Source organism: Caenimonas soli, assembly GCF_013155545.1.
GTDB classification, from domain to species: domain Bacteria; phylum Pseudomonadota; class Gammaproteobacteria; order Burkholderiales; family Burkholderiaceae_C; genus Ramlibacter; species Ramlibacter soli.
In genome coordinates this window covers 97,299-110,884 of record NZ_JABJVV010000008.1, presented here as the reverse complement: position 1 = coordinate 110,884, position 13,586 = coordinate 97,299, and the positions used below count along the sequence as shown (strand labels likewise).

At 66.1% G+C, this 13,586-nt stretch carries 12 protein-coding genes and 1 tRNA gene; 5 read left to right on the top strand and 8 right to left on the bottom strand.

Annotated elements, in window-relative coordinates; genetic code table 11:
- Positions 1-4: 4 nt before the first annotated feature.
- From HNE04_RS14025 to HNE04_RS14010, 4 genes are read right to left on the bottom strand one after another with little or no spacing between them, the layout of a single operon-like run.
- A complete protein-coding gene (locus tag HNE04_RS14025) occupies positions 5-556 on the bottom strand; it encodes an NADPH-dependent FMN reductase (protein WP_172219953.1) in 552 nt (183 codons plus the stop codon).
- Complete coding sequence (locus HNE04_RS14020; protein WP_172219950.1) at positions 553-1,701, bottom strand: CaiB/BaiF CoA transferase family protein; 1,149 nt, start codon at positions 1,699-1,701, stop codon at positions 553-555. The genes HNE04_RS14025 and HNE04_RS14020 overlap by 4 nt, the downstream gene beginning before the upstream one ends.
- Positions 1,698-2,513 carry a citryl-CoA lyase gene (locus HNE04_RS14015; RefSeq protein ID WP_172219947.1) on the bottom strand — a complete coding sequence of 272 codons (816 nt, stop codon included), beginning with the start codon at positions 2,511-2,513 and terminating at the stop codon, positions 1,698-1,700. The genes HNE04_RS14020 and HNE04_RS14015 overlap by 4 nt, the downstream gene beginning before the upstream one ends.
- A gap of 55 nt (positions 2,514-2,568) precedes the next feature.
- Positions 2,569-3,462 (bottom strand): dioxygenase family protein, encoded by an 894-nt coding sequence (locus HNE04_RS14010; protein ID WP_172219944.1) that lies wholly within the window; start codon positions 3,460-3,462, stop codon positions 2,569-2,571.
- 113 nt (positions 3,463-3,575) lie between these two features.
- Between HNE04_RS14010 and HNE04_RS14005 the strand changes: the two genes are divergently transcribed.
- Complete coding sequence (locus HNE04_RS14005; protein ID WP_172219941.1) at positions 3,576-4,475, top strand: LysR substrate-binding domain-containing protein; 900 nt, start codon at positions 3,576-3,578, stop codon at positions 4,473-4,475.
- A gap of 119 nt (positions 4,476-4,594) precedes the next feature.
- Here HNE04_RS14005 and HNE04_RS14000 read toward each other — a convergent pair.
- Together HNE04_RS14000 and HNE04_RS13995 are read right to left on the bottom strand one after the other, a co-directional pair.
- Positions 4,595-4,668: transfer RNA gene (locus HNE04_RS14000), tRNA-Gly, on the bottom strand.
- A gap of 58 nt (positions 4,669-4,726) precedes the next feature.
- Complete coding sequence (locus HNE04_RS13995; protein ID WP_172219938.1) at positions 4,727-4,954, bottom strand: DUF1059 domain-containing protein; 228 nt, start codon at positions 4,952-4,954, stop codon at positions 4,727-4,729.
- 280 nt (positions 4,955-5,234) lie between these two features.
- On the opposite strand from HNE04_RS13995, the gene HNE04_RS13990 reads away from it, so the two are divergent.
- Positions 5,235-5,555 (top strand): hypothetical protein, encoded by a 321-nt coding sequence (locus HNE04_RS13990; protein WP_172219935.1) that lies wholly within the window; start codon positions 5,235-5,237, stop codon positions 5,553-5,555.
- A gap of 14 nt (positions 5,556-5,569) precedes the next feature.
- On the opposite strand, the gene HNE04_RS13985 is transcribed toward HNE04_RS13990, so the two are convergent.
- Positions 5,570-7,048, bottom strand: a complete 1,479-nt coding sequence (locus tag HNE04_RS13985) for an NAD-dependent succinate-semialdehyde dehydrogenase (RefSeq protein WP_328700329.1) — start codon at positions 7,046-7,048, stop codon at positions 5,570-5,572.
- Between the two features lie 128 nt (positions 7,049-7,176).
- On the opposite strand from HNE04_RS13985, the gene alaS reads away from it, so the two are divergent.
- From alaS to HNE04_RS13970, 3 genes are all read left to right on the top strand, one after another.
- Positions 7,177-9,798 carry an alanine--tRNA ligase gene (gene alaS / locus HNE04_RS13980; RefSeq protein WP_172219932.1) on the top strand — a complete coding sequence of 874 codons (2,622 nt, stop codon included), beginning with the start codon at positions 7,177-7,179 and terminating at the stop codon, positions 9,796-9,798.
- Positions 9,799-9,905: 107 nt separating this feature from the next.
- Positions 9,906-11,312: a serine hydrolase domain-containing protein gene (locus HNE04_RS13975; protein WP_207717567.1), complete on the top strand. Its 1,407-nt coding sequence runs from the start codon at positions 9,906-9,908 to the stop codon at positions 11,310-11,312.
- A 40-nt stretch (positions 11,313-11,352) separates the two neighbouring features.
- Complete coding sequence (locus HNE04_RS13970; RefSeq protein WP_172219929.1) at positions 11,353-12,363, top strand: helix-turn-helix transcriptional regulator; 1,011 nt, start codon at positions 11,353-11,355, stop codon at positions 12,361-12,363.
- Here the strand turns inward: HNE04_RS13970 and HNE04_RS13965 are convergent.
- Positions 12,335-13,492, bottom strand: coding sequence for an ABC transporter substrate-binding protein (locus tag HNE04_RS13965; RefSeq protein WP_172219926.1), 1,158 nt, complete (start codon positions 13,490-13,492; stop codon positions 12,335-12,337). The two genes, HNE04_RS13970 and HNE04_RS13965, sit on opposite strands and share 29 nt — an antisense overlap.
- Positions 13,493-13,586: the final 94 nt, after the last annotated feature.

Below are 13,586 nucleotides of genomic sequence, written 5' to 3'. Positions count from 1 at the left end.
CGCTTCAGCGCGGCACGAAGCGCGTGATCCAGGTCTCGAAACTGGTGAGCACGCCCCGCAGGAATTCCTGCGTGTCGGAAACCATCGGCCCATCGCCGTCGAATAGTGTCGCTATGCGGCCCAGGTAGACCTCCGGGTGCGGCATGGTGGCGACGTTCACCGCGGCCAGTGCCTGCTTCAGTGCGTAGGAGCCCGCCAGCCCGCCCAACGGGCCGGCGCTTTGGCTGACCACCAACGCCGGCTTGCCACTCCAGCAGTTCTGGGCCGTTGGCTTCGATCCGACATCGATGGCGTTCTTCACGCCGCCGGGGATGGAGCGGTTGTACTCGGGGACGACGAACAGCAGCGCGTCGCTGGCCACGACTTCGGCTCGAAAGCGCTGCCATGGCTGGGGAAGCTGCGGCTCCAAGTCGCCGTTGTAGAGCGCGAGGTCGGCAAACGCGAGTTCGTTAAAAACCATGCCAGGGGGTGCCAGCTCACCCAGCGCCTGCGCGATGCGGCGGCTGTACGAAGCCTGGCGCAGGCTGCCGATGATGAGGCCGATCCGCAGCGTCATGCTGGACTCTCCATTGCGCGCAGCATGGCGTCTATCTCAGAGTTGTGTTCGCCCAGCGTCGGAGGCGGCCGCACTGACAACGTCCGCTCGCCGTCGAAGGAAACCGGCGGGCGAACGGTGCGGAACTCTCCCATCGTGGCGTGACGCGCCGAGACCAGCAACTGCAAGTGTTGGGCCTGCGGGTCTTGTAGCGCCTCGCTGGTGTCGTACATAGGCGCGTGCGGCACGTCCTCGGCCAGCAGCCGGTTGCACCAGTCGGTTCGGGTGCGCGTCGCGAAGCGCTCGGACAAGACCTGGATCATCGCTTCCTGGTTTTGGATGCGAGCCTCGCGCGTCGCGAACCGCGGGTCCTGGAAGATGCCGGGCCGTTCGATCGCATTGGCCAGGCCCTGCCAGAACTTTTCCGGCGATGACATGTGAAGCGCGACCCACTTTCCGTCCTTGCACTCCATCACGTACGATTGCGAAACGCGCGGGCGGCTGAACGGCCCCATCACCTCGCCGGCGGAGTAGTAGTGCGTGAAGGCGTCCAGGTTCCAGTGCGTCATCGCCTCCAGCATCGAGACTTCGACCTTGCGGCCGCGGCCGGTGCGGGAGCGTTCGTACAGTGCGCCGAGCACGCCGTAGGCCGCGTAGAAGCCTGTGACGGCATCGGCGATGGCGGGCCCGACGACGCGAGGGTTCGCCGGGTTCACCAGCAGCTTCAGGTAGCCGCTGGCAGCCTGCGCCACCGTGTCGTAGCTCGGGCGCGAGGCCGAGGGGCCGGTCGCGCCGAAGCCGCTGATCGAGCAGTAGACCAGGCGCGGGTTCAGTTCCCGCAGCTGCTGCTCGCCCACGCCCAACTGCTCCGCGACGCCCGGGCGAAAGTTCTGGATGTACACGTCAGCCGTCTTCACCAACGCGTACAACCGCTCGCGATCGGCTTGCTCCTTGGTGTTGAGCGTGATGCTGCGCTTGTTGCGGTTGTAGGTCTGGAAGTGGGGGCTGTAGAGGCCGCCCTTGAAGGCACGGAACGGATCGCCCGTGCCCGGCTGTTCGACCTTGATGACGTCGGCGCCCAGGTCGCCGAGCAGCATGCTGCAGGCCGGGCCGGTGATGAACGTGCCCTGTTCGAGCACGCGCACGTCTTTAAGGACTTCGATCACTCGCGGCCTCCGCGCACCGGCACCGGCTTGCCTTCGTAGACCAGTTCGCGCGTGGCCTGGTAGGAGAGCGCGAAGCCGCTCGGGTTGACGGCTTCCTCGCACAGATGCGCGATCAGGCCCGCGGTGCGCGCAAGGATCGGCACGCCGCGGAGCCCGCGCAACGGGAAGTTGGTTCCCAGCAGCACGGCGGGGATCGCCGCCGATACGTTCAGCCGCAGGTCCTTGCCGACCACCCCGGGGATGACCTGCTCCACGGCTTCGGCAATCTCCACGAAACGCAGGCTGGTGCCTGCTTCCTTCGCCACCGCGAAAAGCCGCGCCACGCGCGGGTCGCGCTCCTTGTGCAGCGGGTGACCATAGCCCGGAATGGCGAGGCCGGCGGCGTGCCAGCGGCCGACCACGTCGCGGGCCGCCTTGGGAACGTCGCCGCTCTTGGCCTGTTCATTCACCTCGGTGAACAGCCTGCCCGCCGTCTCCGAGGCGCCGAGGATCACGCTACCGCAGCCTAGAATGCCGGCCGCTACCGCCCCTTGGAGCGCGTCCGGTGCGGCCGCGTAGGTCATGCGGCTGGCTTGCACGCTGGGAACGAGCCCGTGCTCGGCGATCGCGACCAGCGTGGCATCGAGCACCGCCGCATCGGCGGGCGTGGGCCGCTGGCCGGTGACCAGCAGGCTGAAGTAGTCGGTGAAGGAGATGCGACCGATCAAGTCACGGCACAGGTCCTCGCCGCGCACGGTGATGCTGTGCTCGTCATGGGTACTGATGGCGGTGCGGGGCACCGTGGACTTGCCAATCTTGTTGATCGAACTCATTCGGAAACCTCCGCACTGCGTGCTGCGGTATTCGCCTTGGGAGCGGCCCGGCGGCTCATGCCGCGCCTTGGGGAATCAGCCGGAAGTCGTAGTGCGCCACGTGATACGGCTTGTCCATCTTGCGGCCGTCCATCGCCGTGCCGGGCTCGTGCTTCTCGAACTCCACGATCAGGCTGTCGCGCACGCCGAATACCGCGTCGGAGTCCAGGTACGGGCTGTCCTTGACGAACAGGTGCGTGGTCACCTCTTTGTGGCCGGGCGCCGAAACCTTCATATGGATGTGCCCGGGGCGGTTGGGATGCCGGCCCATCTTGCGCAGCATGTCGCCCACCGGGCCGTCGTCAGGCACGGGGTAGAAAGTCGGCCGGATCGACCAGAACCAGTAGCGGCCTTGATCGTCGGTGCGGATGCGGGCCCGTGCGCGCATTCCGCCGTCTGCGCGCTGCATGTCATAGACGCCTTCGCCGTCGCCGGACCACACGTCAAGCAGAGCGCTTTGCAACGGCCTGCCCTCGAGGTCTGTCACGCGGCCGCTGTACAAGGCGGGCTCGCCCGGCACGCCTTCGGCGATGTCGCTGCCCAGCGGCAACTCGGGGGCGCCCTCCCAGTAGAACGGTCCCTGCACGGTGGCGTCGGTCGGCGGCGTCGCGCCGGTGCGGCCTTTCAAGGCGCGGGCGTGCTCTAGCGCCACGACCTGCATCGACAGGCCCAGTGTGTCCGACAGCAGGATGAACTCCTGCCGCTTGTCGTCGCAGGCCTTGCCGCAGGCGGTGAGGAACTCGATGGCCTTGAACCATTCGTCGCCCTTCAAGTCGACCTCGCGCGCGAAGCCGTGCAGGTGGCGGATGAGCGAGGTCATCACCTGCTTGAAGCGCGGGTCCTGGCATTCGACCAGTCGCGCGATGACGGCGTCGGTGATGCTTTCGGTGTCGTACTCCAGCTGCGCCATGCATGTCTCCGGTATTCGCTCTTCGGGACTCTATTGATTGACAGCAGCAATAAGAAGTGAAGAATTTCAATGATTCGAATCGACGTCATCGATCAATCGACCGGGTAAACCCTATGGAACTGCGTCACCTGCGCTATTTCGTCGCTCTGGCGGAGTGCCTGTCTTTCACCCGCGCCGCCGAGCGCGTGCACGTCACGCAATCGACGCTGTCCCATCAGATCCGCCAACTGGAGGATGAGCTTGGCCAGCCACTGTTCGATCGCATCGGCAAGCGCGTGATACTCACCGAAGCGGGCGAGACTTATCTCGGCTATGCGTCCCGGGCGCTGCGCGAGGTGGACCATGGCTTGTCCGACTTGATGCGCGCCGGTGACCAGCTCTCGGGCGAGGTACGGATCGGCGCCACGGGCACCTTCAACATTGGCTTCGTACCCGAATGCCTGTCGATCTTCCTCAAGCGCAATCCGACAGTGAAAGTAACGGTGGACGAACTTGCTGCCGACGCGATCGCGCAGCGGCTGATCGATTCTTCGATGGATGTGGGCATCGCTTACCAGCCGAGCGACCCGACGCGCTTATGGTTCGAACCGCTCTACACCGAGGAGATGGTGCTGGTGGTGTCGCCACGGCACCCGCTGGCACAACGCAAGCGCGTGCGCATGGTGGAGCTGCACCGCAGGAGCCTGGTGCTGCTGCCGCGCGCCTTCACCACCCGCACCATGCTGGACGAATGCTTTCGCTCCTGCGGCGCGGAACCGGTGATCGCCGCGGAGATGAACACCATCGCGCCCATGATCGGGCTGGTGGCCCGCACCCAACTCGCGGCCATCGTCTCCAGCCATGCGGTGCAACCGCGCGATGACGTGCGCGTGATCCCGCTCGAAAGTCCCACTCCGGTTCGCACGCCGGGCATGCTGTGGAAAAGGGATGCGAAGCAGTCGCCCGCGGTTCGCTCGTTTGCATCGTGCATCCGGAAGCTGGCGCTTGGGCGTAGCCTGCGGCTAGGGGCCTGAACGGACGCTGCAGCGAAAAGGCGCGTTGCTAGGGCTAGCCAAAACGTAGCCAGATCTGGCCATGCATCTACGAAGATGCACGTGATTTCTTCCTTAGCGGACGAGCACTTAGAGAGAAGTGGAGCGGGCGATGGGAATCGAACCCACGTCTTGAGCTTGGGAAGCTCAGGTCCTGCCATTGAACGACGCCCGCGGAACTGGCGAGATTATGTCATCTGCCAATGCCCCGCAGGCGGCGGCTCAATCAGTGCTCAAGACGCGGCGGCCGCGTGTTGGGTCGGAGCTTCGACAGGCGGCGTGCCCTGCTTGATGGCGGAGGTGATCTGTTTGCGGAACTCGGGCGTGTCCGTGTGCCCGTGGACGGCAACTGCGTGCTGGACAGCGGCATCGACCAGCTCGCGTTCGCTGTCGGCGGCGATCGCGACCGTGCACTTCGTATCACTGGGGATTTCGCGGCAATCGATGTATTGGCGTGGCATGGCAACTCCTTTCATTGCTTGAGGACGGGCTTCGGGGGCAACTCAGTTTGATTTATCAATGCCTGGTGTTGTTCCTTTGCGGCTCGATCGAGTGCCGATATTTCATCACTAAGTACTCATCCATGCGCGCAAGCCGTGGGTACGGTTGCGTTTGTCCGTTATGTGTTACAGAATGTCCATTAAGCCCTTGGGCGTCGTATTGCGCGCGAGCTTGGGCAGGAGGGGAGTGGAGGGGAGTCGAGTCTGTTGTCGGCCTTTTGCCGGTCTCGGAGAGCCCAGGATGTTCAACTTCTTCAAGAGTCTAGTCGGCCTCACGGCCAAGCCACCGGCACGGCCGGTCAGGCGCAGGTCCAGGAAACGAAGCACGGCTTCCGAGCCGGTAGTGGCCGGATCGATACCCGCCCCGGAAGTGGTCGAGGGCAACGACCACACCGACTGGGATCTTTGGGAAGATTCCGTGAACGCCCTGGACAGCCAGATGCAATCCCTGAGCCACTCGGCAAGGATTTACGGCAACAAGCCGGCCAACAGCCAGTTCGACGCCAGCCAGTTCGACGAACTCGATGTCTTTTCGAGGGTCGGCAAGAACAGGGACGCGTAGCGCCCCTCTTCAGTTCACTTCAGGATATCGCCCAGGCACAGGTACTTCATCTCCACGTACTCGTCCATCCCGTGGCGCGAACCTTCGCGGCCCAGCCCCGACTGCTTGACTCCGCCAAAGGGCACGTGCTCGGTGGCGATGATCCCCACGTTGATGCCCACCATGCCGTACTCCAGCGCTTCGCCGACGCGGAAGATGCGCCCGACGTCGCGGCTGTAGAAATAGCTGGCCAGGCCGAACTCGGTGTTGTTGGCAGCGTCTATGGCTTCCTGCTCGGTCTTGAAGCGGAACACCGGGGCCAGCGGGCCGAAGGTCTCTTCCCGCGCACACAGCATGTCGCCCGTGGCTTCGGCGATGACCGTGGGCTGGAAGAACTGGCCCTGCAGCTTCTTGCCGCCGACCATCACCTTGCCGCCCTTGGCCACGGCGTCCTCGACGTGGCGCTGCACTTTCTCGACCGCCGCGTCCTCGATCAGTGGCCCTTGCACCACGCCTTCCTCGAAACCATTGCCGACTTTCAAGGCCTTGACCTTGGCCGAGAATTTCTCCACGAACTGGTCGTACACGGCTTCCTGCACATAGATGCGGTTGGCGCAGACGCAGGTCTGGCCCGCGTTGCGGTACTTGCTGGCCATGGCGCCCTCAACAGCCGAATCGATGTCGGCGTCGTCGAAGACGATGAAGGGCGCGTTGCCGCCCAGTTCCAGCGACAGCTTCTTCACCGTGGGCGCGCTCTGCGCCATCAGGATGCGGCCGACCTCGGTGGATCCGGTGAAGCTGATGTGGCGCACGATGTCGCTGGCGCAGATCACCTTGCCCACGGCGATGCTGTTGGCGCCGTCGGCGGTGAGCAGGTTCAGGACGCCGGCGGGAATGCCGGCGCGGATCGCCAGCTCCGCGGCGGCCAGGGCGGTGAGGGGCGTCAATTCAGCCGGCTTGATGACCACCGGGCAGCCGGCGGCCAGCGCCGGCGCGACCTTGCGGGTGATCATCGCCAATGGGAAGTTCCACGGCGTGATGGCGGCGCAGACGCCGATCGGCTGGCGGATCACCATCAGGCGGCGGTTGTTGTCGAAGGGCGGCAGGGTTTCGCCGTTGACGCGCTTGGCTTCCTCGGCGTACCACTCGACGAAGCTGGCGCCGTAAGCCACTTCGCCCTTGGCCTCGGGGAAAGGCTTGCCCTGTTCGGCGGTCATGATGCGGCCCAGGTCCTCCTGGTTGGCCATCAGCAGGTCGAACCATTTGCGCAGGATGATGCTGCGCTCCTTGCCGGTCTTGCTGCGCCAGGCAGGCCAGGCCGCATTGGCCGCGGCGATGGCGGCCTCCGCATCGGCAGGGCCCAGGTTGGCCACATCGACCAGTTTGTTGCCGTTGCTGGGGTCGTGCACGTCGAAACGGGCCGTGCCCTTGAGCCATTGGCCGTTGATGAGCGCGTCGGTCTTGAGCAGGCTGGGGTCCTTGAGCAGGGCCAGCGGCGAGGTTTTCATGTCCACGAAAGCATCTCCTGGGGGATTTAGTTAAGCTGTTAAGCAATTTTCAAGCACGCAGCATAGCGCCCGTCCAAGACACTGGCGATGCCGTGGTGAAGCCCCGATTGTCGCCCCCGGTAAAATCGAGGGCTATGACCCCCAACGCCACCGTCGCCGACATTCGCAAGACCTTCCTGGACTTCTTCGCCTCCAAGGGCCACACCGTGGTGCCGTCCAGCCCGCTGGTGCCGGGCAACGACCCGACGCTGATGTTCACCAACTCGGGCATGGTGCAGTTCAAGGACGTGTTCCTGGGCACCGACAAGCGCCCCTACGTGCGCGCGGCCTCGGTGCAGGCCTGCCTGCGCGCCGGCGGCAAGCACAACGACCTGGAGAACGTGGGGTACACGGCGCGCCACCACACCTTCTTCGAGATGCTGGGCAACTGGAGCTTCGGCGACTACTTCAAGAGCGACGCGCTGAAGTGGGCGTGGGAGCTGTTGACGCAGGTGTACAAGCTGCCGGCCGACAAGCTCTGGGCCACGGTGTACATCGACGACGACGAGGCCTACGACATCTGGACCAAGGAGATCGGCCTGCCCGCCGAGCGCGTGGTGCGCATCGGCGACAACAAGGGCGCCAAATACGCCTCCGACAACTTCTGGATGATGGCCGACACCGGCCCCTGCGGCCCCTGTTCGGAAATCTTCTACGACCACGGTCCTGAAGTCGCCGGCGGCCCGCCCGGCAGCCCCGACGCCGACGGCGACCGCTACATAGAGATCTGGAACAACGTGTTCATGCAGTTCGACATGCAGCCCGACGGCAGCGTGAAGAACCTGCCGGCGCCCTGCGTCGATACCGGCATGGGCCTGGAGCGCCTGGCCGCCATCCTGCAGCACGTGCACAGCAACTACGAGATCGACCTGTTCGAGCAGTTGATCCAGGCCGCGTCGCGCGAGACGGGCGAGAAGGACCTGGCGAACAACTCGCTGCGCGTGATCGCCGACCATATCCGCGCCACCTCGTTCCTGGTCAGCGACGGCGTGATCCCCTCCAACGAGGGCCGCGGCTACGTGCAGCGCCGCATCGTGCGCCGCGCCATCCGCCATGGCTACAAGCTGGGCAAGAAGACGCCGTTCTTCCACAAGCTGGTGCCCGACCTGGTGCGCCTGATGGGCGAGGCCTACCCCAAGCTGCGCACCGACGAGAAGAAGATCATCGACACGCTGAAAGCGGAAGAGGAACGCTTTTTCGAGACACTGGAAAACGGCATGGAAATCCTGGACGCTGCATTGGCGGGCGACCAGAAGGTCTTGCCGGGCGACGTCGCCTTCAAGCTGCACGACACCTACGGCTTTCCGCTGGACCTGTCGGCCGACGTCTGCCGCGAGCGCGGCGTGTCGGTGGACGAGGCGGGCTTCCACGCCGCCATGGACAAGCAGAAGGCCCAGGGTCGTGCAGCAGGCAAGTTCAAGATGGACCGCGCGCTGGAATACGCCGGGATCAGCAACGTCTTCACGGGCTACGAGAAACTCGAAGAGCCGGCCAAGGTCGTCGCACTGTACGCCGAAGGCCTGGCTGCCAATGAACTCAAGGCCGGACAGACCGGCGTCGTGGTGCTGGACACCACGCCGTTCTATGCCGAGTCGGGCGGCCAGGTCGGCGACGAAGGCGTGATCGAAGGCCAGGGCGGCAGCTTCAAGGTCGACGATACTCAGAAGATCAAGTCAGACGTCTTCGGCCACCACGGCACGCTGGCATCCGGCTCGCTCAAGGTCGGCGACGCCGTGACGGCCAAGGTCGATATGGATAAGCGCCAGGCCACCATGCGCAACCACAGCGTTACGCACCTGATGCACAAGGCGCTGCGCGAAGTGCTGGGCGACCACGTGCAGCAGAAGGGTTCGCTGGTCGATGCCGACAAGACGCGCTTCGACTTCACCCACAACAATCCCGTCACCGACGAGCAGATCCGCGAGATCGAGAAGCGCGTCAACGCCGAGATCCTGGCCAACCAGCAAACGATGGCCCGCGTGATGGAGATCGAGGCGGCCAAGCAGACCGGCGCCGTGATGCTGTTCGGCGAGAAGTACGGCGACACGGTGCGCGTGCTCGACATCGGCACCAGCCGCGAACTGTGCGGCGGCACCCATGTGCAGCGCACCGGCGACATCGGCTTGTTCAAGGTGGTGGGCGAGGGCGGCGTCGCGGCGGGCATTCGCCGTATCGAGGCCGTCTCCGGCGCCAATGCGCTGGCCTATCTGCAGCAGCTGGAAGCCACGGTGAACCGGGTGGCGGGCACCTTGAAGGCGGCCCCCACCGAGCTCCAGGGCCGCGTCACGCAGGTGCTGGATCAGGTCCGCGCGCTCGAGAAGGAAGTGGCGCAGCTCAAGGGCAAGCTGGCGTCCTCGCAAGGCGACGAGCTCGTCTCGCAGGCCGTCGACGTCAAGGGCATCAAGGTGCTGGCCGCGCGGCTGGACGGCGCCGATGCCAAGACCTTGCGCGACACCATGGACAAGCTCAAGGACAAGCTCAAGACCGCGGCCATCGTGCTGGCTGCCGTCGAGGGCGGCAAGGTGCAGATCGCGGCCGGCGTCACGGCCGACAGCATGGGCAAGGTGAAAGCGGGCGATCTGGCCAACTTCGTCGCCCAGCAGGTCGGCGGCAAGGGCGGCGGCAAGGCCGACATGGCGATGGCCGGCGGCACCGACCCCGGCAAACTCACCGGCGCGCTGCAATCCGTGCAAGGCTGGGTGGCCGAACGGATGTGATTGATTTCCGGTAGAAGTTCCATCCGGCGACAGCCGATGTCTATCCGGCGGTAGCACGCGAGTGCCTCGCCTCGAACAATGGTCTCCACCACACAAAGGAGACCACCATGTCCGAGCCCGCGATCCCCAGCCGCCGCGATTTCCTGTCCCTGGCCCTGATCGGCGCCGCCTCCGGTGCGAGCGTCACGCTCACCGCGTGCGGCGGCTCCGCCATGGCGGCCGGCGCCGATACCTGGGCCGGCGCCGGCAACCCGGCCGTGAGTGCGAGCGCTCCCAATGGCGCCGCCATCAACGGGTTCTGCGCGCCGGCATTCCGACCGGTGTTCGATGCCTTCGTCGCCAACTTCCGTGAGCGCGGCGAGATCGGCGCGTCGATCGCGATCACGTTGCAGGGCACGCCGGTTCTGGAAGCCTGGGGTGGCAATGCCGACGCGCTGTCACCCACGCCCTCGGCGCCGTGGAACCGCGATACCGTGTCCCTGGTGTTCTCCTGCACCAAGGGCGCGACGGCGCTGTGCGCCCACGTCCTCATCGCGCAGGGCCGGCTCGATCTCGACAAGCCGGTCGCGTTCTACTGGCCGGAATTCGCGGCCAACGGCAAGCAAGGCATCACGGTGCGCATGCTGATGCAGCACGCGGCGGGGTTGGCGGCGATTCCCTTTTCCTCGCCGGTGCCGCCCGGCGGTTGGGCGGACTGGAACCTGATGACCTCGCTGCTGGCAGCGCAGGCGCCATGGTGGGAGCCGGGCACCGCGCATGGCTACCACGCGCTTACCTACGGCTGGCTGGTCGGCGAACTGGTGCGGCGCGTGAGCAGCCAGTCGCTCGGCACGTTCTTCCAGGCCCAGGTAGCGCAGCCGCTGGGCATGGACTTCTGGATCGGCATGCCGACCGCGCAACTGCCCCGCGTGGCGCCGATGCTCGGCACGGCCGAGGTGCTGCCGGTCGATCCGTTCATGGCCAAACTGGTCGATCCCGCTTCGCTGCAGGCGGCCGCGTTCTTCAACCTCGGGGGCTGGCTCGGCATGCCGCCCGCCACGCCGCCGGCGTACAACACGACGCAATCGCTGCAGACGGAAATCCCTGCCGCGGGCGGCGTCACGAACGCGCGCGGGCTGGCCACGATGTACGCGATGCTGGCCAATGGCGGCGCGCTCGGCGCGACCCGGCTGCTGCCCGCCGACTACGCCGCGCAGATCGGCCTGATCCGCAGCGCCAACCCGATCGACCGCACGGTGCTGGTGTCCACCCGCTTCGGGCAGGGCTTCCATGGCTCCATCGACAACCGCGCGACCGGCCCGGGCCTGTCCGTGCTGATGGGCGCGAACGCATTCGGCCACGCGGGTTTCGGCGGCAGCGTGGGGTTTGCCGATCCGCAGCCGAAGCTGTCGTTCGGCTACACGATGAACCGCATGGGTCCGGGCACGGGGGTGAACGAGCGCGGCCAGTCGCTCATCGATGCGACGTACCGGGCGCTCGGCTACAGCGGCAACCGCTACGGCGCTTGGGTCTAACCCGGTTGACCGCGGTGCGGGCGCGCGCTAGCGTGCGGTGATGGCCCCCAGCGCCCCTGCCGCACCGGACGCCACGGCCGTCGCCGTGCCGGCGCTGCGGTGGCGGGCGCAGTTCAACACCGACCGGGCCGACGAAGCCGTGGAACTGGTGGAGCGGCTGTATGGCCCGCATTCGCTCGCGCTGCGCACGCGCGGCCGCCTGGACATGCGGCTCGCGGGCTTCGACGTGGGACGCCTGAACGTCTCCAGCATCGAATACGGCTGCGCCGCCACGGCGCGCAGCGTGCCGCCGCACAGCTACTGGATGTTCTCGTTCGCAGCGCGCGGCGAGATCCTCGTAGGCAATGAAATGGCACGGGCCGGCAACGCCGGCGTGCGGCCGCCCGAGGTGACGGCCGACGTGCCCATGTCGGCGGACCTGCGGCTTCTCAACCTCAAGGTCGAGCACGAGGACCTGATGGACGCGGCACACACATTGTTCGGCGACGCTGCGGGCGAAGCGCTACGCTGCCGCGAACTCGTGCCGGCCGGCAGCGCACCCGCCCTGCACCTGGCGGGCCTGATGCAGCGGCTGAACCAGTTGCCCGTGTGCGAGTCACCGCACGCGCCGCTGCTGGAACGGCGCTGGCAGGAGGCTGCCTTGCTGGAGTTGCTGATGGCGTGGCCGCACTCGCTGTCCCCTCGGCTCGGCGCTCAGGCCGCGCCGCGTAACGCGGTAGATCGCGCACTCGAATTCATGCACGCGGACCCGGGCGCGGCGGTAACGCTGGCCGATCTGGCGCGCGCCGCCGGTGTGGGCATGCGGGCGCTCACACGGGGTTTCGAAAAGCGCCTGCGGACGTCGCCGATGCGCTATCTGCAGCAGTGCCGGCTGGAGCGTGCGCGCAGCGAATTGCTGGACGGGCGGGGCAGCGTCACGGACATCGCCTACCGCTGGGGCTTCGGCAACCTCGGCGACTTTGCGGCCTGCTACCGTGAGCGCTACGGCGAGCGGCCGAGCGAGACGCTGCGGCGCAGCGGGTTCAGCGAACGATCTTGCCGTCCGGTGTGATCGTCACCAGGTCGATGGCGCGCACCGAATCGCGAATGCCCGCGCGCAGGTTGATGCGGAAACCGCCGACGTCGTAATCCGTCATCGAGGCCATGGTTTTCTGCAGACCGGCCGTGTCCCAACCTTTGCCAGCGCGGCGCACGGCCTCGACTAGCGTCTTGGCCGCGATGTAGCCTTCCAGGCTTTCGTAGGAAGGCGACTGGTCCGAGTTGTCGATGGCGGCCAGGTATTCCTTGACGATGGGCGTGGCCGAGCTGCGCGGCGAAGGCACGACCTGCGACACCACCACGCCGCCGATTTCCTTGCCCAGCGCGGTGAAGAGGGGATCGATGCCCACAACAGAGAAATTGAGGAACGCGCCTGCATAGCCGGATTTGCGCATCTTGCGGATGAATGCCGCGGTGGAATTGAACAGTGAGACCTGGATGATCGCCTGCGGCTGTCCCTTGGCGAGCGCGGCCACGGCGGCGTCGACCTTGTCGCTGTTGACGGGCACGAAGGCGGAGGCGACCAGCGGAGAGAGCTTCTGCTCGCTCAGCGCCTGCGTGACGGCCGCCAGACCGGCGCGGCCCATGGCGTCGTCTTCGGCCAATACGGCAATGCGCGTCTGCCCCAGCGTCGCACAGTGGCGCACCATCTTGAAGGCTTCGTCGGCCAGGCTGGGACGCACATGGAAGACGTTGGTGTTGGATGCGTCGCGCAGCGTGTCGGAAGCCGCGAACGGTGCGAAGAAGATCGCGCCATCCTGCTTGGCCACTGCGGCGCCGGCGTCGCTGCTGGCGGTGCCGACAAAGCCGAAGAGCACATCCGCGCCGTCGGCCAGCAGTTTCTTGGCGTTGGCGCCGGCCTTGGCCGGGTCGTAGCCGTCATCCATCTGGCGCAGCTCGAAGCTCCAGCCGGGGTTGCTCTTGCGGCCGTTGAAGGAATCGACGTAAAGCTTGGCGCCGGCGGCGAATGCCAGCCCGATCTCGCTGGCCGCGCCGGTGAGCGGCACGGACTGGCCCAGCACGATCTTGCGTGCGGCGCCTTTCGCCTGGCCCCAGGCGTTACCGCCTAGGCCCAATCCTGCCAGCCCTGTCAAACCTGCGGCGAGCGCCGTGCCCAATAATGTTCTGCGCTTCGTAGTCATGCCCTGCTCCTCGGTGCCTGGAAACCATAACCCAGGGTCCCCACCCCCCACAATAAGGATATGCCTGCAAAGCCCATGCAAGATGGGCATATGT